This is a genomic window from Actinospineispora eucalypti (assembly GCF_039543365.1).
GTDB lineage: Bacteria > Actinomycetota > Actinomycetes > Mycobacteriales > Pseudonocardiaceae > Pseudonocardia > Pseudonocardia eucalypti.
In genome coordinates this window covers 52,965-71,564 of sequence record NZ_BAABJP010000036.1, presented here as the reverse complement: position 1 = coordinate 71,564, position 18,600 = coordinate 52,965, and the positions used below count along the sequence as shown (strand labels likewise).

General features: G+C 72.6%; 20 protein-coding genes. 14 read left to right on the top strand and 6 right to left on the bottom strand.

Annotated elements, in window-relative coordinates; all coding sequences use genetic code 11:
• Window positions 1-75 precede the first annotated feature (75 nt).
• Window positions 76-1,401 carry a cytochrome ubiquinol oxidase subunit I gene (locus ABEB12_RS28615; RefSeq protein ID WP_221497665.1) on the top strand — a complete coding sequence of 442 codons (1,326 nt, stop codon included), beginning with the start codon at window positions 76-78 and terminating at the stop codon, window positions 1,399-1,401.
• Entirely contained in the window at window positions 1,398-2,381 is a 984-nt protein-coding gene (locus ABEB12_RS28610; RefSeq protein WP_185060530.1) for a cytochrome d ubiquinol oxidase subunit II, read from the top strand. The genes ABEB12_RS28615 and ABEB12_RS28610 overlap by 4 nt, the downstream gene beginning before the upstream one ends.
• A 48-nt stretch (window positions 2,382-2,429) precedes the next feature.
• Here ABEB12_RS28610 and ABEB12_RS28605 read toward each other — a convergent pair whose 3' ends face one another.
• From ABEB12_RS28605 to ABEB12_RS28585, 5 genes are all read right to left on the bottom strand, one after another.
• Entirely contained in the window at window positions 2,430-4,550 is a 2,121-nt protein-coding gene (locus ABEB12_RS28605) for an elongation factor G-like protein EF-G2 (RefSeq protein ID WP_185060531.1), read from the bottom strand.
• Between the two features lie 113 nt (window positions 4,551-4,663).
• Window positions 4,664-5,848, bottom strand: coding sequence for a sigma-70 family RNA polymerase sigma factor (locus ABEB12_RS28600; RefSeq protein ID WP_185060532.1), 1,185 nt, complete (start codon window positions 5,846-5,848; stop codon window positions 4,664-4,666).
• 130 nt (window positions 5,849-5,978) lie between these two features.
• Window positions 5,979-6,359, bottom strand: coding sequence for a YciI family protein (locus tag ABEB12_RS28595; protein ID WP_185060533.1), 381 nt, complete (start codon window positions 6,357-6,359; stop codon window positions 5,979-5,981).
• Between the two features lie 90 nt (window positions 6,360-6,449).
• Complete coding sequence (locus ABEB12_RS28590; RefSeq protein ID WP_345703218.1) at window positions 6,450-6,836, bottom strand: type II toxin-antitoxin system VapC family toxin; 387 nt, start codon at window positions 6,834-6,836, stop codon at window positions 6,450-6,452.
• Complete coding sequence (locus ABEB12_RS28585) at window positions 6,836-7,078, bottom strand: FitA-like ribbon-helix-helix domain-containing protein (protein WP_185060535.1); 243 nt, start codon at window positions 7,076-7,078, stop codon at window positions 6,836-6,838. Before ABEB12_RS28585 ends, ABEB12_RS28590 begins: the two co-directional genes overlap by 1 nt.
• Window positions 7,079-7,146: 68 nt before the next feature.
• Between ABEB12_RS28585 and pdxT the strand changes: the two genes are divergently transcribed.
• From pdxT to ABEB12_RS28550, 7 genes are all read left to right on the top strand, one after another.
• A complete protein-coding gene (pdxT, locus tag ABEB12_RS28580; RefSeq protein ID WP_185060536.1) occupies window positions 7,147-7,776 on the top strand; it encodes a pyridoxal 5'-phosphate synthase glutaminase subunit PdxT in 630 nt (209 codons plus the stop codon).
• 30 nt (window positions 7,777-7,806) lie between these two features.
• Window positions 7,807-8,565, top strand: coding sequence for a YebC/PmpR family DNA-binding transcriptional regulator (locus ABEB12_RS28575; RefSeq protein ID WP_185060537.1), 759 nt, complete (start codon window positions 7,807-7,809; stop codon window positions 8,563-8,565).
• Window positions 8,566-8,680: 115 nt separating this feature from the next.
• Entirely contained in the window at window positions 8,681-9,703 is a 1,023-nt protein-coding gene (locus tag ABEB12_RS28570; protein WP_185060538.1) for a substrate-binding domain-containing protein, read from the top strand.
• A 22-nt stretch (window positions 9,704-9,725) separates the two neighbouring features.
• Complete coding sequence (locus tag ABEB12_RS28565) at window positions 9,726-10,706, top strand: ABC transporter permease subunit (RefSeq protein WP_185061330.1); 981 nt, start codon at window positions 9,726-9,728, stop codon at window positions 10,704-10,706.
• A complete protein-coding gene (locus ABEB12_RS28560) occupies window positions 10,703-11,524 on the top strand; it encodes an ATP-binding cassette domain-containing protein (protein ID WP_185060539.1) in 822 nt (273 codons plus the stop codon). The genes ABEB12_RS28565 and ABEB12_RS28560 overlap by 4 nt, the downstream gene beginning before the upstream one ends.
• A complete protein-coding gene (locus ABEB12_RS28555) occupies window positions 11,521-12,540 on the top strand; it encodes a PfkB family carbohydrate kinase (RefSeq protein ID WP_345703217.1) in 1,020 nt (339 codons plus the stop codon). The genes ABEB12_RS28560 and ABEB12_RS28555 overlap by 4 nt, the downstream gene beginning before the upstream one ends.
• A gap of 36 nt (window positions 12,541-12,576) precedes the next feature.
• A complete protein-coding gene (locus ABEB12_RS28550) occupies window positions 12,577-13,200 on the top strand; it encodes a nucleoside/nucleotide kinase family protein (RefSeq protein ID WP_185061332.1) in 624 nt (207 codons plus the stop codon).
• Between the two features lie 12 nt (window positions 13,201-13,212).
• On the opposite strand, the gene ABEB12_RS28545 is transcribed toward ABEB12_RS28550, so the two are convergent.
• A complete protein-coding gene (locus tag ABEB12_RS28545; protein WP_185060540.1) occupies window positions 13,213-13,941 on the bottom strand; it encodes a DUF2071 domain-containing protein in 729 nt (242 codons plus the stop codon).
• Between the two features lie 144 nt (window positions 13,942-14,085).
• Here ABEB12_RS28545 and ruvC point away from each other — a divergent pair, with 144 nt between their 5' ends.
• The 5 genes from ruvC to secD are packed head-to-tail and all read left to right on the top strand — an operon-like array spanning window position 14,086 to window position 18,571.
• The gene (gene ruvC, locus ABEB12_RS28540; protein WP_185060541.1) at window positions 14,086-14,652 is read left to right on the top strand and encodes a crossover junction endodeoxyribonuclease RuvC; all 567 of its coding nucleotides are present in this window, start codon (window positions 14,086-14,088) and stop codon (window positions 14,650-14,652) included.
• Between the two features lie 5 nt (window positions 14,653-14,657).
• Window positions 14,658-15,272 carry a Holliday junction branch migration protein RuvA gene (ruvA, locus tag ABEB12_RS28535; protein WP_185061333.1) on the top strand — a complete coding sequence of 205 codons (615 nt, stop codon included), beginning with the start codon at window positions 14,658-14,660 and terminating at the stop codon, window positions 15,270-15,272.
• Window positions 15,269-16,312 carry a Holliday junction branch migration DNA helicase RuvB gene (gene ruvB, locus ABEB12_RS28530; protein ID WP_185060542.1) on the top strand — a complete coding sequence of 348 codons (1,044 nt, stop codon included), beginning with the start codon at window positions 15,269-15,271 and terminating at the stop codon, window positions 16,310-16,312. Before ruvA ends, ruvB begins: the two co-directional genes overlap by 4 nt.
• 48 nt (window positions 16,313-16,360) lie before the next feature.
• Entirely contained in the window at window positions 16,361-16,771 is a 411-nt protein-coding gene (yajC, locus tag ABEB12_RS28525) for a preprotein translocase subunit YajC (RefSeq protein WP_185060543.1), read from the top strand.
• A gap of 33 nt (window positions 16,772-16,804) precedes the next feature.
• Window positions 16,805-18,571, top strand: a complete 1,767-nt coding sequence (gene secD, locus ABEB12_RS28520; RefSeq protein WP_185060544.1) for a protein translocase subunit SecD — start codon at window positions 16,805-16,807, stop codon at window positions 18,569-18,571.
• The last annotated feature ends 29 nt before the right edge of the window (window positions 18,572-18,600 follow it).

The following is an 18,600-nucleotide window of genomic DNA, read 5'->3' as shown; positions in this document are numbered from 1 at the left end:
CTTACCGCCCGGGGTGATCGGCGTCATTCTACAAGAAGTAGAAGTTCTACAAAGCGTAGAAGTAAGGTCGGAAGCGTGATCGACGACCTGACCGCCGCCCGGGAACAGATGGCCCTGTCCCTCAGCTTCCACATCGTGTTCGCGGTGCTCGGCGTGGGCATGCCCTGGCTGATGCTGGCCGCCGAGTGGCGCGGGCTGCGCACCGGCGACGCGCGCTGGACCGCGCTGGCCCGGCGCTGGTCGAAGGCCGTGGCGGTGCTGTTCGCGGTCGGCGCGGTATCCGGCACGGTGCTCTCGATCGAGTTCGGGCTGCTCTGGCCGACGTTCATGGAGCGGTTCGGCGCGGCGATCGGGCTGTCCTTCACGCTGGAGTCCTTCGCGTTCTTCATCGAGGCGATCTTCCTGGCGCTCTACCTCTACGGCTGGGAGCGCCTGTCCCCGACCGTGCACCTGCTCTGCGCGGTGCCGGTGGCGCTGGGCGGGATGGCGTCCGCCCTGTTCGTGACCACCGCGAACGCCTGGATGAACGGTCCGGTCGGCCTGATCACCGGGCCGGACGGCCGGCTGGTCGCCACCGAGCCGCTCGGGCCGTTCCTGGCCTCGACCGCGGCTCCGCAGCTGGCGCACATGGGGCTGGCCGCGCTGCTCTGCACCGGCCTCGCGGTGGCCGCCGTGTACGCCGTGGCGATGCTGCGCGACCCGGCCAAACGGGACGGCTACCACCGCCGGGGACTGGCCGCCGGCGCGACCCTGGGCCTGGTCACCGCGCCGTTGCAGGTGCTGGTGGGGGACTGGGCGACCCGGGCGGTCGCCGAGTACCAGCCGGCCAAGTTCGCCGCGATGGAGGGCGTCACCCGGACCCAGGACGGCGCGCCCTTCCACGCCGGGCCGTTCGAGATCCCCCGGCTGCTGTCGGTGCTGCTGTACTTCGACCCGAACGCCCGCGTGGTCGGCATGGACGCCATCCCGCCACCGGACCGCCCGCCGGCCGCGATCACCCACCTGTCCTTCCAGGTCATGGTCGGCATCGGCACCGCGCTGCTGGCGCTCGCCGCGTGGGCGGCGTGGCTGTACTGGCGGCACTACCGCCGGGGCGCGGCGCACCCGGGGACGCGGCGGGGCTTCCTGCTGGCCATGGCGCTGGCCGGGCCGGCCCCGTTCGTCGCCCTGCTGGCCGGCTGGATCGTGACCGAGGTGGGCCGCCAGCCGTGGATCGTCTACCGGGTGATGCGCACCCCCGAGGCGCTGACCACGCAGACCGGCCTGGCCACCTATCTCTACGCGACCATCGCGGTCTACCTGGCGCTGTCCGTCGGGCTGGTGGCCATCCTGCGCCGGATCGCCCGGGGGCCGACCCCGGCCGACCCCGCGCCGGCGCGCGCCGAGGAGGTGCCGGCATGACCGCCATCGACGGGCTCGGCGCGCTGGTCCTGCTCGGGCTCACCGCGTACGCGGTGCTCGGCGGTGCGGACTTCGGCGCCGGCCTGTGGGACCTGAGCCGGAACCGGGCGCAGCGCGACCTGGTGGCCCGGGCGATGGCCCCGGTCTGGGAGGCCAACCACGTGTGGCTGATCTTCGTGGTGATCACCCTGTTCACCGCGTTCCCCGGTGCCTTCGGGGTGCTGTCCCGGGTGCTGGTGGGGCCGGTGTCGCTGGCGTTGCTGGGCATCGTGCTGCGCGGGGCGGCTTTCGTGTTCCGCCAGTACGGGGCGCCGTACGGCGGCGCGCCGGTGCGCGGCACCGCGCTGTGGGGCCGGGTGTTCGCGGCGTCCTCGCTGGTCACCCCGTTCGCGTTGGGCGCGGCCGCCGGTGCGCTGACCGGTGGCGAGCTGCGGGTCGACGGCTCGGCCGGCCTGCTCGTGCCCTACCTACGGCCGCTGCCGCTGGTCGCCGGGCTGCTCGCGGTGGCCTGCTGCGGCTACCTGGCGGCCGTCTACCTCAGCCGGGACGCGGAGCGGATCGGATCGGCCGGGTTGGTGGCCCGGTTCCGGCGGCGGGCGCTGGTCACCGGTGTGGTGGCCGGCGGGCTGGCGCTCGCCGCGCTTCCGCTGCTCCCGGCGGGCATGGCCGGTGAGCTGCGTGGGGTCGGGCTGCCGGCGGTCGCGGTGTCCGCCACCGGAGGCATCGTCGGCCTGCTGCTGCTCTGGCGGCGGCATCACTCGCTGGCGCGCGTGGCGGCGGCCGCCGCGCCGGCCGGCCTGCTCGGCGGCTGGGCGCTGGCCATGCACCCCTGGGTGCTGCCCGGCCAGGTCGCGCTGGCCGAGTCGGCGGCGCCACCGGTGATCGCCGGCCCGGTGCTGGCCATCCTGCTCACCGGGTTGGTGATTGTCGCGCCGTGCTACGTATTCATGTTGCGCGTGCTGCGCACCCGCAACCCGTGAGTGATTTGTGTGGCTATAGCCACACAAATCACTCACGGGCCCAGAGCCTCAGCTCCGGACGTGCTGCGGCGCCGGGTCGTAGCGGGCGAACCGGCGGGTGAAGGTGGCCGTGCCGGAGGTCATCGCGCGCAGGTCCACCGCGTAGCGCAGCAGTTCCGCCGCCGGCACCTCGGCGCGTACCAGGGTTCGCCCGGTGGCGCCCGGGATGCTCTCGTCCACGTCAGTGCCCAGCACCCGGCCGCGCCGGGACGAGAGGTCGCCGAGCACCGTGCCCAGGTGCTCGTCCGGGATGCGCACGCTCACCTCGTCCACCGGTTCCAGCAGCAGCGTGCCGCAGGACGCCGCCGCCTCGCGCAGGGCCAGCGCGCCGGCCGTCTGGAACGCCGCGTCGGAGGAGTCCACGCTGTGCGCCTTGCCGTCCACCAGGGTGAACCGGACGTCCACCACAGGGCAGCCCTCGGTGAGGCCGCGCTCCATCTGGGCGCGCACGCCCTTCTCCACGCTGGGGATGTAGTTGGTCGGCACCGAGCCGCCGACGACCTTGGACACGAACTCGAAGCCGGAGCCGCGGGGCAGCGGCTCCACCTCCACGTGCACCACGGCGAACTGGCCGTGCCCGCCGGACTGCTTCACGTGCCGCCCGGTGGCCTTGCCCGCCTTGGCCAGCGTCTCCCGCATGGCCACCCGCACCGGCTCGGTGTCCACCTCGGCGCCGCCGGCTCGCAGCCGGGAGAGGATCACGTCGGCGTGGGCCTCGCCCATGCACCAGAGCACCATCTGGTGGGTCTCCTGGTTGCGTTCCAGGCGCAGCGTCGGGTCCGAGGCGACCAACCGCGCCAACGTCTTGACCAGCGCGTCCTCGTCACCCCGGCTGTGCGCGACCACGGCGACGGGCAACAGCGGTTCGGGTAGCCGCCACGGGGCGAGCAGCAGCGGATGGTCGGTGGCCGAGACGGTGTCCCCGGTCTCGGCGGTGCCCAGCTTGGTCAGCGCGCAGATGTCCCCGGCGACACAGCTGGACACCTCGCGCAGGTTGGCGCCGAGCGGGGAGTAGATGTGCGCCAGGCGTTCGTCGCCGTCGTGCACGTGTTCCTCGTCGGCCTCGGCCCGGCTCCCGTTCTCGCCCCAGCCGTGGCCGGAGATGTGCACACTGCGTTCCGGGCGCAGCGTTCCGGAGAACACCCGGACCAGGGATACCCGGCCGACGTAGGCGTCGGCGGAGGTGCGCACCACCTCGGCGGCCAGCGGGCCGTCCGGGTCGGCGGTGAGTGGCTCATGGGCCGCGCCGTCCACCCCGCTGACCGTGGGCAGCAGGTGCTCGACCGGGGACGGGAAGCCGCCGACGACCAGTTCGAGCAGCTCGGGCAGGCCGGTTCCGGAGGAGGCACACACCGGTACCACGGGATGGAAGCTGCCCCGGGCGACGGCCTTCTCCAGGTCGGTGACCAGTGTTCCGGTGTCGATCTCCTCACCCTCGAGGTAGCGCTCCATGAGCGACTCGTCCTCGCTCTCCGCGATGATCCCCTCGATGAGGTCGTTGCGCGCCTGGTCGGCGCCCTCCGGCGGGTCGGCTGTCTGGCCCCCAACGGTGCGGGACAGCAGGCCGTACAGCCCGGTCAGCGCGCCGCCGTCGCGCACGGGTAAGTAGAGCGGCAGCACCCCGGCGCCGAAGGCGTCCTGACAGCCGCCGATCTCGCCCTCCAGGTCCGCGCGCTGGTGGTCGCAGCGGGCCACCACCACGGCGCGCGGCATGCCGACGGCCGCGCACTCCGCCCACAGGCCGACGGTGGCCGCGTCCACCCCTTCCGAGGCGCAGACCACGAACAGCGCCGCGTCGGCCGCGCGCAGTCCGGCCCGCACCTCGCCGACGAAGTCGCCGTAGCCGGGGGTATCGATGAGGTTGATCTTCACGTTCCCGTGTTTCAGCGGGGCGACGGAGAGGGCGACCGAGCGCTGCTGGCGGACGGCGGCCGGGTCGTGGTCGCAGACCGTGCTCCCGTCGCCGATCGTGCCGGCCCGGGGGATCACGCCGGCGGAGGTGAGGAGGGCTTCGACCAGGGTGGTCTTCCCGGACCCGGACGGGCCGACCAGGACCACGTTCCGGATCGCGGTCGGACTGTCCGCCACGATCGCCCCGGATCCCTGGCCGGCGTCAGCTCTGACTGCCATGAGAAACCACCTCCGTCTACCTTTCGGCTACCCCTCCTCGTTGTGTGTCCGATCCCACACCTGATGGGTGATGTGTACAAGGGCACGACAGTGGCTGATTGTGATAAAAGCGCTCACCCGTCGTCGCGGGCGCGCCGCAGGAAGGCCCGCTCGGCGGCGTTGCCGGTGCGGGCGATGGCTTCGTCGTAGGCTTCGGCCGCCTCTTCATGGCGGCCCAGCCGGCGCAGCAGGTCGGCCCGGATGGCGTGACGCAGGTGGTAGCCCTCCAGGTCCAGCGCGTCCACCAGCGGCAGCGCGGCGGCCGGGCCGTGCACCTCGGCCACCGCCACCGCCCGGTTCAGCGCCGCCACCGGGCTGGGTGCGACGGTCAGGAGCTGGTCGTAGAGCGCCAGGATCTGCGCCCAGTCGGTCGGCCCGGCCTCCGGCGCGTCCGTGTGCACCGCGTTGATCGCCGCCTGGATCTGGTACGGCCCCGGCCGGCCCCGGCGCAGGCAGCGCCGCACCAGCTCCCGCCCCTCGTCCACCAGCCTCGGGTCCCACCGGCCGCGGTCCTGGTCGGCCAGCCGGACCAGCTCGCCGCCCGGACCGGTGCGGGCGGGCCGGCGGGCCTCGATGAGCAGCATCAACGCCAGCAGTCCGACGGCCTCCGGCTCGTCCGGCATCAGTGCGGCCAGCAGGCGGCCCAGCCGGATCGCCTCCGCACACAGCTCCGCCCGCACAAGTTCCTCACCCGAGCTGGCTGTGTACCCCTCGTTGAAGATCAGGTAGATCACGGCCAGCACGGTGCGCAGGCGGTCCGGCAGGTCGGAGTCGGTGGGCACCCGGTAGGGGATCCGCGCGCGCTTGATCTTGCCCTTGGCCCGGACCAGCCGCTGTGCCATGGCCGGCTCGGCGACCAGGAAGGCGCGCGCGATCTCCGCCGTGCTCAGCCCGCCGAGCAGGCGCAGGGTCAGCGCCACCTGACTGGCCGGAGCCAGCGCGGGGTGGCAGCAGGTGAAGATGAGCCGCAGCCGGTCGTCGGGCACCGCGTGCTCCTCTTCTCCCTCACCTGGCGCGGCGTGCAGCCGCGCGGCCTGCGCCTGCCGGTCCTCGCGGGACGACTCCCGGCGCAGCCGGTCGATGGCCCGGTTGCGGGCGGTGGTGATGATCCAGCCGGCCGGGCGCGGCGGTGGCCCTTCCACCGGCCACCGCCGCACCGCTTCGGCGAACGCCTCCTGGACGGATTCCTCGGCGAGGTCGATGTCCCCGAACGAGCCCACCAGCACGGACACCGCACGCCCGTGCTCCTCACGGAACATCCGCGCGATCCGTTCCCGGGCGGACGCAGACACTTCCCGGGCCGGCTCGGGCACTTCCCGGGCCGACTCAGGCACCTCCGGGGTCGACTCAGGCAATTCCCGGGCCGGCTCGGGCACCTCCGGGACGGATTCAGGCACCCGGGCCGGGGCCGCAGGCGCGTTCCGACTCGTCGATCATCGGCCGCACCTCGACAGAGAGGGAGCGCAGCGCCCCGGCGATCCGGCGCCCCCAGCGCAGCGCCTCATCCAGGTCGGCGGCCTCGATCACGCTGAACCCGCCGAGATGCTCCTTGCCCTCGGTGAACGGGCCGTCGGTGAGCAGCACCTCGCCGTCCTTGGCGTGCAGCGTGGTCGCCGTGCTCGGCTCGCACAGGCCGGCCGCGAACAACCACTTGCCCGAGTTCCGCAGCTCGGTGTTCACCGCCTCCACGTCCGCCATGATCGGCTCCAGGACCTCGGGCGGCGGGGGCGGGCCGTCCGGCTGGTAGATGCTCACCAGGTACCGCGTCATCGTCTCCTCCTTCGGTGGTTCCTACACCGCCTATACGAACGGGGAGCGCCGCCATCGACACCGGCGGCGGGGATTTCCCCGGACCGAAAGTCAGCGCAGGATGATGTCCGCGTTGTGGCCGTCGGAATGAGCCAGCCGTGTGTCCCGGGTCACCAGCGGACAGTCGAGGGCCTCGGCGAGCGCCACGTACGCGGCGTCGTAGGCCGATATGGCGTGCCGCAGCGAGAAGGCCCGCCGCCGGAACCCGTCGTCGAAGGCCCACCGCCGCAGCGGAAGGTCTTCGTAGTCGGTGAGCAGGTCTTGTGCCCGGCCGACGCTGAGCTGGCCGGCCAGGGTGAACCTCCGCAGCGTGGAGACCACCTCGACGTCCAGCAGGGTTGGGGCGTGCAGTTCGGCCGCCATCAGAAGTTCCCGGAGTTCGTCGGTACCGTCGAGGCCGCTGAGCGCGTCAATCAGCGCGGAGCAGTCCACCACCATCAACGTGCGGACCCGTCCCGTTCTTCGCGGCCGACGCGTACCGCGTCGACGGCGGAGGCCTGAGCCCGCTCGGCTCGCTCGTTGGCACGTTTCAGCACCTCGGCGACAGTGGCCCTGGCGACCTCCCGGCTGAGCAGCTCCAGCAGGTAGCTGTTGAGTGACTGGCCCGCATCGGCCGCTCGCGCCTTCAGCCTGCGTCGGGTCTGTTCAGGCACGTTGCGGATCTGGATGAGCGACTCCATGCAAGCATAATAGCTGTAGAGTCATGCAAAATGCATGCATTGCACCCGGTCCACGTAACCTGGGAAGCATGACGACGGTGGGTGTGCTGGCCCTGCAGGGCGACGTGCGTGAGCACCTCGCGGTGCTCACCGGCTGTGGGGTGCGGGCCGTGGCGGTGCGCCGCAAGAGCGAGCTGGACGCGGTGGACGCGCTGGTGCTGCCGGGTGGCGAGTCGACCACGATGAGCCGGCTGCTGGAGACGTTCGAGCTGCTCGAGCCGTTGCGCGCGCGGCTGGCCGGCGGCATGCCCGCCTACGGTTCGTGCGCCGGGATGATCCTGCTGGCCAAGGACGTGCTGGACGGTCGCCCGGACCAGCAGCAGCTGGGCGCGCTGGACATCGTGGTGCGGCGCAACGCGTTCGGCCGGCAGGTGGACTCGTTCGAGACCGACCTGCCGTTCACCGGCCTGGACGACCCGGTGCACGCCGTGTTCATCCGCGCGCCTTGGGTGGAGAGCGCCGGCGGCGGCGTGCGGGTGTTGGCCACCGTGCCGCGCCAACCGGGCGCCGGAGCGGCCGAGGGTAGGATCGTTGCGGTTCGGCAGGGGATGGTGCTGGCTACCGCGTTCCATCCCGAGCTGACCGGCGACGGGCGGGTGCACCGCCTGTTCTGCGACCTGGTCCGGGGAGCGGAGCCGCCATACCGCGTGGCTGGCTAGCGCCCGGACGCACCACGGCGAGAGGACACGATGAGCGGCCACAGTAAATGGGCGACGACCAAGCACAAGAAGGCCGCCCTCGACGCCAAGCGCGGCAAGATGTTCGCCAAGCTGATCAAGAACATCGAGGTTGCCGCGCGTAACGGCGGCGGCGACCCGGCCGGCAACCCGACGCTCTACGACGCCATCCAGAAGGCCAAGAAGAGCTCGGTGCCGAACGACAACATCGACCGGGCGATGAAGCGCGGCTCCGGCGCGGACGGCGGCGGCGCGGACTACCAGAACATCACCTACGAGGGCTACGGCCCGAACGGGGTCGCGGTGCTGGTCGAGTGCCTCACCGACAACCGCAACCGGGCCGCCTCCGAGGTGCGCACCGCGATGACCCGCAACGGCGGCACCATGGCCGACCCGGGCTCGGTGGCGTACCTGTTCACCCGCAAGGGCGTGGTGATCGTGCCGAAGACGGCCGGCTCGAGCAACGAGGACTCGATCCTGATGGCCGTGCTGGACGCCGGCGCCGAAGAGGTCAACGACCTGGGCGAGAGCTTCGAGGTGGTGTCCGAGGCGACCGACATGGTCGCCGTGCGCACCGCGCTGGTCGATGCCGGCATCGACTACGACTCGGCCGACGCCACCTTCCTGCCCTCGGTCTCGGTGCCGCTGGACGCCGAGTCGGCGAGGAAGGTGTTCAAGCTGATCGAGGCGCTGGAAGACAGTGACGAGGTGCAGAACGTGTACGCCAACTTCGACGTCAGCGACGAGGTCCTGGCCCAGGTCGGCGACTAGTCACGCCCCGTTCACGCTCAGGAATTCCGGCAACACGAGCGCCTATGGAGTATCGCGCGCCGTGACTTGCTCTTAATCTTGCGCCGAGTTGGACGAAGCGGTCCGAGGAGGGGACATGTCGCGTTCCGGAATTCTGTTCAAGGTGGTTGCGGTGGCCGCCGCGGTGGTGTGCACGGTGGGGACGGCCGCGTGTACCGCGCAGCGCACGCCCGAGGCCGGTGGAGCGGGAGGGGGCGGCGCGGTGAAGGTCGGCCTGATCACCAAGACCGACACCAACCCGTACTTCGTCACCCTGCGCGATGCGGCCAAGGCGGCCGCGGCCAAGCAGGGCGTCGAGCTGATCGCGTTGGCCGGCAAGTTCGACGGGGACAACGAGGGCCAGGTCGCGGCCATCGAGAACCTCACCCAGCAGGGCGTGAAGGGCATCCTGATCACGCCGAGCAACTCCACCGGCATCCTGGGCGCGCTCAAGCAGGCCAAGGACCGGGGCATCACGGTGATCGCGCTGGACACCGAGACCGACCCGAAGGACGCGGTGGACGCCACCTGGGCCACCGACAACACCCAGGCCGGCGAAAAGCAGGGCGCCTACGTGAAGGCCGCGCTGAACGGCTCCGCGCCGAAGGTGATCATGTTGGACGGCACCCCGGGCAGCGCGGTGGACGAGCAGCGCCACTCCGGCTTCCTCAGGGGCATCGGGCTGACCGACTCCTCGCCGGAGATCCTCGGCAAGGCGCCGACCCAGGGTGACCAGAACAAGGCGCAGCAGGCCATGGAGAACCTGCTGCAGCGGTCCACCGACGTGAACGCGGTCTACACGCTGAACGAGCCGAACGGCCGGGGCGCACACGCCGCGCTGGCCGCGAAGGGCCTGACCGGAAAGGTGGTCGTCGGCTCCATCGACGGCGGCTGCCAGGGCGTTCAGGACGTGCGGGACGGCAAGTACGCGGCCACCGTGATGCAGTTCCCGAAAAAGATGGCCGAGCTCGGGGTGAACGCCGTGGTGGAGTTCGCCAAGACCGGCACCCGGCCGTCCGGCTTCCACGACACCGCCTCGGAGCTGATCACCGACAAGCCGCTCGGCGGGCTGCCGGCCAAGGACACCGCCTGGGGCCTGCAGAACTGCTGGGGTAGCTGAGGTGGTCGCACCGACCACAACGATGGCCAAGCGGGCCAGCGAATCCAGGCCCGGCCTGGCCGAGCTGGCCCTGCGCTACCCGGCGCTGGGCCCGGGCTGCGCCCTGCTGCTGGCCGGCGTGGTGTTCGCCGTCGCCAACGACCGGTTCCTGGCCGTGGACAACCTGAGCCTGGTGCTGGCCCAGTCACTGGTGGTGGGCACGCTGGCCCTGGGCCAGACCCTGGTCATCCTGACCGCCGGGATCGACCTGGGCAACGCGGCGATCATGGTGTTCGGCACGTTGCTGATGGCCAAGTTCGCGGCGGACGGGGCCGGGTTGCTGGCCCTGGTGTGCGGGGTGCTGCTGTGCGCGTTCTTCGGCGCGGTCTCCGGCGGGCTGGTCACCGGGCTCGGGCTGCCGCCGTTCATCGTCACGCTGGGCATGCTCACCGTGGTCACCGCATCAGGGCGGATCTACGCGGCCGGGCAGAGCTACCCGGTCACCGACGGGCTGCTGTCCGCGCTGGGTACCCGGTTCTACCTGTTCGGGCAGGTCGAGTTCACCGTCGGCATGGTGTTGGCGCTGCTCATGTTCGTGGCCGTCTGGTACCTGCTGACCCGCACCGCCTGGGGCCGGCACGTGTACGCGCTGGGCAACGACCCGGAGGCGGCCCGGCTCACCGGCATCCACGTGAACCGCACGCTGTTCAGCGTGTACCTGCTGGCCGGGGTGATCTACGGGATCGCCGCGTGGCAGGCCGTCGGCCGCATCCCCAACGCCGACCCGAACGCCTACCAGCTGGGCAACCTGGACAGCATCACCGCCGTGGTGATCGGCGGGACGTCGCTGTTCGGCGGCCGGGGCGGGGTGTTCGGCACGCTGATCGGGGCGCTGCTGGTCGGCGTGTTGCGCAACGGGCTGACCCTGGTGGGCATCGACAGCCTGTACCAGGACGTGGCCACCGGCATCCTGGTGATCGTGGCGGTGGCGTTGGACCGGCTGGCCCGGCGGAGGTCGCGATGACCGGGGAAGTGGTGCTCAAGGCGGAAGGCCTGGTCAAGCGGTACGGCAGCGTCACCGCGATCAACGGCGCCGACTTCGACCTGCGGGCCGGCGAGGTGCTCGCGGTGATCGGCGACAACGGTGCCGGCAAGTCCAGCCTGATCAAGGCGCTGTGCGGGGCGCTCATCCCGGACGAGGGCAGCATCTGGCTGGACGGCCAGCCGGTGCGCTTCCACTCGCCGCTGGACGCGCGCAACGCGGGCATCGAGACCGTCTACCAGACCCTGGCGGTGGCGCCGGCGATGGACATCGCGGGCAACCTGTTCCTGGGCCGGGAGCGGCGCAGGCCGGGCCTGCTCGGCACGGTGTTCCGCACCCTGGACCACAAGGGCATGCGGGCCGAGGCGCAGCGCCAGCTGGACGCGCTGGGCGTGGCCACCGTGCAGAACATCGGCCAGCTGGTGGAGACGCTGTCCGGCGGGCAGCGGCAGGCGGTCGCGGTGGCCAGGGCGGCCATGTTCGCCCGCAAACTGGTGATCATGGACGAGCCGACCGCCGCGCTGGGCGTGCGCGAGTCGGGGATGGTGCTGGACCTGATCCGGCGCATCCGGGACAACGGGCTGCCGGTGGTGCTGATCAGCCACAACATGCCCCAGGTGTTCGAGATCGCGGACCGCATCCACGTGCACCGGCTGGGCCGGCGGGTGGCCGTGGTGCAGCCCGCCGACCACGCGATGAACGAGGTGGTGTCGCTGATGACCGGTGCACTGCGGCTGGCCGAGGACGGCAGCCTGGTGGACCAGACGGCCGAGCTGAACAACAACCGGTCCGCCGGGTGAGCCGGCCGACCGGGCTGCTGTGCGTGGGCCTGACCACGCTGGACGTGGTGCACCACGTCAGCGGGCCGCCCCGGTGGGGCCGCAAGGAACGGACCCTGGGCGGCGAGCTGGTGGCCGGCGGCCCGGCGGCCAACGCGGCGGTCACGTCCGCGCGGCTGCTCCCCGGGGTGCGGCTGCTGACCGCCATCGGCACCGGTCCGGCCGCCGGCCCGGTGCGCGCCGACCTGGCCGCTCATTCGGTCCGGGTGGTCGACCTGGCGCCGCCGGACTGGCCGCTGCCGGTGGCCAGCGCCCTGGTCGACCCGGCCACCGGCGAACGCACGGTGGTCTCGCCCGGCGCGCTCGGCGCGGGCGGCGTCTCGGCCGGCGGGCGCGCGCTGGACGGCCTGCTGGATGGGGTCGGCCTGGTGCTGCTGGACGGCCACCACCCGGCGCTGGCCGCCGAGGTCGCGGCGCTGGCCGCGCGGGCCAGGGTGCCGGTGCTGCTGGACGCGGGCAGCTGGAAGGACGAGGTGGCCGAGCTGCTGCCCCGGGTGGCGCTGGCCGCCTGCTCGGCCGACTTCCAACCGCCGGGGCTGCGCCGCGCCGGGGACGACCCCGAGGGCGTGGCGACCGAGCTGCACCGACGAGGAGTGGCATCCGTGCTGGTCACGGACGGACCCCGGCCGATCACCTGGCGCACCATGGACGGCCAGCGGGGCACCGTGCCGGTGCCTTCGGTGCGCGCGGTGGACACCCTGGGCGCCGGCGACGTCTTCCACGGTGCGCTGGCTGCGGCCCTGGTCGCGCGCGGCGGTTCGCTCGCCGGTTGTGCCGGGCTGGCCGCCGAGGTGGCCGCGGCGCGCTGTGCCCACCTGGGCTCCCGGGACTGGCTGGACACGCCCGAACTCACCGCGCTGGCCGCGAGGTTCGCCGCCCGGTCGAAGGGTCGCCCGGCCGGGGGTTCCCGCGGTGGGTCGCCGGGGCGGCGCGGCGGCTCGGTCGGCCGGCTGGCCTCCGGGGCGTGGCGGCGGTGACCGGAGCGTGGCGGTGGTGACTGGAGCGTGGCGGCGGTGACCCGGGCGATCGACGCCGACCTGGTCGACCGGGCCTGCGCGCTGGCCGAGGGCAGGCGGGCGCTGCTCGGCATCGTCGGCCAGCCGGGTGCCGGGAAGTCCACGCTGGCCTCGGCCCTGCTGGCGGCGGCCACCGAGCGGGGTATAGCCACCGCGCTGGTCGGCATGGACGGCTTCCACATCGCCCACCGGGCGCTCACCGAGCTGGGCCTGGTCGAGGTGAAGGGCGCCCCGGAGACCTTCGACGCGGCCGGCTACGTGGCCCTGCTGCGCCGGTTGCGCGCGGCCGAGCCGCTGGTGTGGGCGCCGGAGTTCCGCCGGGAGATCGAGGACGCGATCCAGTCCGCCGTGCCGGTGGCGCGGGACGTGCGGCTGGTCATCACCGAAGGCAACTACCTGCTGCTGGACGGCGCGTGGCGGCCGGTGCGGGAGCTGCTGGACGAGACCTGGTACGTCGACGTCCCGGAGGAGCTGCGGCGGGAGCGGCTGGCCGCCCGGCACGAGTTCTACGGCCGCACGCCCGAACAGGCCTGGGAGCGGACCCTCGGGTCCGACGAGCGCAACGCCCGCACCGTCGCCGCCACCCGCCCCCTGGCCGACGTGCTGGTGCCGGTGGGCTGACTCGGCGCACCCTCAGCGCACCAGCGAAGGCGCGCCGAACCGGACCGGTACACCCGGTGAGTAGAGGATGCTGACCGGCGGGCCGGCCGGCTCCGGCAGGCCGGCGGCGGTGACCAGGCCGTCGTCCAGTTCCAGCAGTTCGGCGTGGTGCAGCGGCCACACCGGGTGCTCGTTCGGCAGGTACCAGGTGCGACCGTAGCCGGTCACGTGCAGGCCCCACCGGGCGGTCAGGAAGTGCTCGAGCTCGCCCGGCGCCTCCAGCGGCCGGCCCACCCGCACGGCCACGCGGCTGGCCGCGCGCCGGCGCCAGCGGCGGCGGCAGGTGTAGTGGACCACGTCCCCGTCCCGGCGCAGCCGCATCCTCGACCACAGGTACGGCAGCCGGACGCTCGCCCGGCCGATCAGCACCGGCAGCAGCCGGCTGGCGTCCAGCGACCGGAACACCACACCGCGCCGACCGTCGCCGTCCACCGAGTAGAGCCGCACGTTGGTCTCGAGGAAGGTGCCCAGGTACGGCACCCCCGGCCCGGCCAGCAACCCCGCGCCGCGCATCCGGAACGGCACCAGACCCACGTAGCTGGCCCCGTCCAGCGTGTCCGGGCGGGTGCCGGCGGGCAGCAACCCGGCCACCGCCGCCGGGTCCACCGGCCAGTGCAGGAAGGTCAGCTCCCGCCATTCCTGTACGAACGTCGACCGCATCACCGGCCGGGGCGTCAACGGGGTGACCGGCTCGACCGTCATACCCGAAGCAGTACCACGTGCGTTTGCCCGAGCTCGTCGCCGAGGGGAGTGGCGCGGGCCGGCCGTGCGTGTCGCTCGGACGGGTCGCGGAGGCGCCGGGTAGCCTTCGACCTCGAACACTCGTTCGCGGAAGGGGGCGTCAACGTGCGGGTGCTCGGCGTCGACCCGGGGTTGACCCGGTGCGGCATCGGCGTGGTCGACGGCGGCGGCGGCCGCGAGGTGCGCTGCGTCTGGTACGGCGTGGTGCGCACCCCGGCCGACCAGGACCTGTCCCGCCGGCTGCTCACCGTGGCGGACGCCGTGCAGGAGGCCATCGCCACCCACCGGCCGGACGTGGTCGCGGTGGAGCGGGTGTTCAGCCAGACCAACGTGCAGACCGTGATGGGCACCGCGCAGGCCAGCGGCGTGGTGGCACTGGCCGCCGCGCGCGCCGGGTTGGACGTGGTGTTCCATACCCCGAGCGAGGTGAAGGCCGCCGTCACCGGGTCCGGGCGGGCCGGCAAGGAACAGGTGGCCACGATGGTGGCCAAGCTGCTCAAGCTGTCCGAGAAGCCCCGCCCGGCGGACGCGGCCGACGCGCTCGGGCTGGCCATCTGCCACTGCTGGCGGGGGCCGATGATGGCGCGCATGGCGGAGGCCAACGCGCGGGCCAAGGAACTGGCCAAGGCGCACCGCGCCCGGCTGGCCGAGGCCGCGAAGGCGAGGAGATGATCACGGTGATATCGAGCGTGCGCGGGCCCGTACTGGTCATCGGTCTGGACCACGCGGTGGTCGAGGTGGGCGGCATCGGGCTGGCCGTGCACGCCACCCCCGGCACGCTGGCCACGCTGCGCCGGGGCGAGGAGGCCCGGCTGGCCACCGCGCTGGTGGTGCGCGAGGACTCGCTCACCCTGTACGGCTTCGCCGACGCGGAGGCCAGCGAGCTGTTCGGCCTGCTGCAGACGGTGAACGGGGTCGGCCCCCGGTTGGCCCTGGCAATACTGGCGGTGCTGGAGCCGGAGGCGCTGTGCCGGGCGCTGGCCGACCGGGACACCGCCGCGATCAAGCGGGTGCCCGGGGTCGGGCCGAAGATGGCCGAGCGGCTGGTGCTGGAGCTGCGGGACAAGGTGGCCACCGTGGCCAGGGTGCCGGCGGCCGTAGGCGCTCAAGGTGCCGCCCCGCACACCGGCCGGGACCACGTGGTGGAGGCGCTGGTCGGCCTGGGGTTCGCCGCCAAGCAGGCGGAACAGGCGGTGGATGCGGTGCTCGCCGAGTCGGGCGGCAACGGCGGCCCGGTGGACACCGCCGCGGCGCTGCGTTCCGCGCTCAACCGGCTGGGTAAGGCGCGGTGACCGATCCCGCGGTGTCCGCGCACGCCGAGCCGGAGGACCTGGACAGCGAGGCCAGCCTGCGCCCGCGCCGGCTGAGCGAGTTCATCGGCCAGCCCCGGGTGCGGGAGCAGCTGCAGCTGGTGCTGCAGGGCGCACTGCGCCGGGGAGACCCACCGGACCACGTGCTGCTCTCCGGCCCGCCGGGCCTGGGCAAGACCAGCCTGGCCATGATTATCGCAACCGAGCTGGGCGCGGCGATCCGGGTGACCTCGGGGCCGGCCCTGGAACGGGCCGGCGACCTGGCCGCCATGCTGTCCAACCTGATGCCCGGCGACGTGCTGTTCATCGACGAGATCCACCGGGTGGCCCGGCCGGCCGAGGAGATGCTCTACCTGGCCATGGAGGACTTCCGGGTGGACGTGGTGGTCGGCAAGGGGCCGGGCGCGACCAGCATCCCGCTGGACATCGCCCCGTTCACGCTGGTCGGCGCCACCACCAGGGCCGGTGTGCTCACCGGGCCGCTGCGCGACCGGTTCGGCTTCACCGCGCACATGGAGTTCTACGAGCCGGAAGAGCTGGAGCTGGTGCTGCGCCGGGCCGGCGAGATCCTGAACGTGGACCTGCGCCCGGACGGGGCGGAGGAGATCGCCGGCCGGTCCCGGGGCACCCCGCGCATCGCCAACCGGCTGCTCCGCCGGGTACGGGACTACGCCGAGGTGCGCGCGGACGGCGCGGTGACCCGTGCGGTGGCCCGCGCCGCGCTGGCGGTCTACGACGTGGACGAGCTCGGCCTGGACCGGCTGGACCGGGCCGTGCTGACGGCATTGGTGCGCTCTTTCGGCGGCGGTCCGGTGGGGGTATCGACGCTGGCCGTGGCGGTCGGGGAAGAACCCGCTACCGTGGAGGAGGTCTGTGAGCCTTATTTGGTGCGCGCCGGAATGCTGGCCCGCACCCCGCGCGGCCGGGTGGCCACCGCCGGGGCGTGGCGACACCTGAACATGGAACCACCGCCCGACGCGGTGGGGGAGCAGAGCGAGCCCCCACCCACGTTGTTCGGGTGATCGAGGGGGCTGGCAGACTCAGCGAACCTCGAGGAAGAGCCGGAGACGATGAACAGTTCGATGTTGCCGCTGTTGGTGCTGGCCGCGCTGATGATCGGCGTCATGATGATGACCAGCCGCCGCCAGAAGCGGCAGATGCAGGAGCTGCAGAAGCTCCAGAACTCGCTGAGCAACGGCGACACGGTCTACACGACCAGTGGCCTGCGCGGCACGGTGGTCGACGACAGCTACGAGCAGACCATCGACCTGGAGATCGCCGACGGCGTGGTCACCACGTGGATGCGCGCCGCCGTGCGGGAGAAGGTCGTGGAGGACAACGCCGCGCCGGAGCCGGCCGAGGCCGAGGACACCCCGGCCGACCCGACGCCGGAAGCCCCGGCCAAGCCGGCCACCGACGGCCAGCCCACCGACAGCCAGACCACCGGCACCGACGCCGACGCGGCCAAGCGCACTTCCTGAGCCCGGGTTCAGCACAGTAGGAGAGAGATCGCAGTGGCACCTACGCCCGGGTCCATTCGGCCATGGCGGCACCTGGCGCTGTTCGTCGTCGTCGTTGCCGGGTTGTACTCGCTGGTTTTCTTCACCGGTGACCGCAACCCCAAGCCCAAGCTGGGCATCGACCTGGAAGGCGGCACGCGGGTCACCCTGACCGCGCGCACCGAGACCGGCCAGCCGCCGACCAAGGAACAGCTCAACCTGGCCAGGCAGATCATCGACGCCCGGGTGAACGGGCTGGGTGTGGCCGGCGCCGAGGTGGTGCAGGACGGCAGCAACCTGACCATCACGGTCCCGGGTGACCAGGGACAGAAGGCCAAGGACCTGGCGCAGACCGCCCAGCTGCGGTTGCGCCCGGTGATCGAGGCCCTCCAGGTGGAGCCGCCGCAGGAGGCGCCGCCGTCCGGTGGCGCGCCGGCCAGCGGGCGGTCCGGGGCGCCGGCGCCGAGGGGTCCCGGTTCGGCCGGGCCGCACGGCGACGCGATCGCCCTGCCCGGGGAGCCACTGCCCGGAGAGCCCGCGGCCGCCGGGTCGGCCCAGGGGCAGGCGGCCCCGCCGAAGCCGACGCCGCACCCGCACGCGCCCAAGCAGCCGAACCCGACCCCACCGCCCCCGGCCCCGCCGGCGGACGCGGCCCAGCAGGGTGTGGCGGACCCGGAGCTGGCCAAGGCGATCGCCGTCGAGAAGACGAAGCGGCAGAGCACCAACCCGCAGGTACAGGGGCGCGCGGCGCAGGAACTGGTGTGCGGCCCCAACGACGTGCTGAAGGGCTACGACGACCCGAAGAAGCCACTGGTCACCTGTGACCAGCAGGGCACCGAGAAGTACCTGCTGGGCGAGTCGATCATCGAGGGCACCGAGATCGCCAACGCGTCGGCCAACTACGACCAGCGCGGTGCCGGCTACGTGGTCAACCTGACCTTCAAGGCGGCCGGGGCGCAGGTGTGGGGGGACTTCACCACCAAGAACGTGGGCAAGCGGGCCGCGTTCGTGCTGGACACCCAGGTGGTCTCGGCGCCGACGATCAACGAGCCCATCCTGGGCGGCAACACGCAGATCAGCGGCCGGTTCGGCCAGGCGGAGTCGACGCAGCTGGCCGGGGTGCTGAAGTACGGCTCGCTGCCACTCTCGTTCGCCACTTCCGACGCGCAGACGGTGTCGGCCACGCTCGGGCTGGCCTCGCTGCAGGCCGGTCTGATCGCCGGTGCGATCGGTCTGGCGCTGGTGTTCGTCTACTGCCTGTTCTACTACCGGGCGTTGGGTGTGTTGACGATCCTGTCCCTGGGGTTGTCCGGGGTGATCGTCTATGCGGTGTTGGTGCTGCTGGGGCGGAGTATCGGGTTCACCCTGGATTTGGCCGGGGTGGCGGGTTTCATCATCTCGATCGGTATCACCGCCGACTCGTTCGTCATCTATTTCGAGCGGCTGAAGGACGAGGTGCGGGAGGGCCGCAGTTTCCGGGCGGCGGTGCCTCGGGCGTGGATCCGTGCGCGGCGCACGATTTTGTCGGCCGACGCGGTGAGTTTCCTGGCTTCGGCGGTGTTGTATCTGTTGGCGGTGGGTCAGGTGCGGGGTTTCGCGTTTACCCTGGGTATGTCCACGGTGCTGGACCTGGTGGTGGTGTTCCTGGTGACCCATCCGCTGGTCGCGCTGGCCGCGAACTCGAAGCTGTTCTCCAGTCCGACCTGGTCCGGCCTCGGCGCGGTGGCCCGGATCGGTGCGGCACGGCGGCGGGCGGCGGCGGCCGCGGCGAAGGGAGTCTGACGTGGCCTACCCGTCGAGCGGCGTGCCGG

What these genes read in the sequence shown, in the direction of transcription:
- ABEB12_RS28585 (WP_185060535.1), bottom strand. Translation starts at nt 7,078, where the DNA reads ATGGAGTCGCTCATCCAGATCCGCAACGTGCCTGAACAGACCCGACGC.
- ABEB12_RS28565 (WP_185061330.1), top strand. Translation starts at nt 9,726, where the DNA reads ATGGCCAAGCGGGCCAGCGAATCCAGGCCCGGCCTGGCCGAGCTGGCC.
- ABEB12_RS28610 (WP_185060530.1), top strand. Translation starts at nt 1,398, where the DNA reads ATGACCGCCATCGACGGGCTCGGCGCGCTGGTCCTGCTCGGGCTCACC.
- ABEB12_RS28595 (WP_185060533.1), bottom strand. Translation starts at nt 6,359, where the DNA reads ATGACGCGGTACCTGGTGAGCATCTACCAGCCGGACGGCCCGCCCCCG.
- ABEB12_RS28545 (WP_185060540.1), bottom strand. Translation starts at nt 13,941, where the DNA reads ATGACGGTCGAGCCGGTCACCCCGTTGACGCCCCGGCCGGTGATGCGG.
- ABEB12_RS28570 (WP_185060538.1), top strand. Translation starts at nt 8,681, where the DNA reads ATGTCGCGTTCCGGAATTCTGTTCAAGGTGGTTGCGGTGGCCGCCGCG.
- yajC (WP_185060543.1), top strand. Translation starts at nt 16,361, where the DNA reads ATGAACAGTTCGATGTTGCCGCTGTTGGTGCTGGCCGCGCTGATGATC.
- ABEB12_RS28605 (WP_185060531.1), bottom strand. Translation starts at nt 4,550, where the DNA reads ATGGCAGTCAGAGCTGACGCCGGCCAGGGATCCGGGGCGATCGTGGCG.
- pdxT (WP_185060536.1), top strand. Translation starts at nt 7,147, where the DNA reads ATGACGACGGTGGGTGTGCTGGCCCTGCAGGGCGACGTGCGTGAGCAC.
- ABEB12_RS28575 (WP_185060537.1), top strand. Translation starts at nt 7,807, where the DNA reads ATGAGCGGCCACAGTAAATGGGCGACGACCAAGCACAAGAAGGCCGCC.
- ABEB12_RS28590 (WP_345703218.1), bottom strand. Translation starts at nt 6,836, where the DNA reads ATGGTGGTGGACTGCTCCGCGCTGATTGACGCGCTCAGCGGCCTCGAC.
- ABEB12_RS28600 (WP_185060532.1), bottom strand. Translation starts at nt 5,848, where the DNA reads ATGTTCCGTGAGGAGCACGGGCGTGCGGTGTCCGTGCTGGTGGGCTCG.
- ABEB12_RS28560 (WP_185060539.1), top strand. Translation starts at nt 10,703, where the DNA reads ATGACCGGGGAAGTGGTGCTCAAGGCGGAAGGCCTGGTCAAGCGGTAC.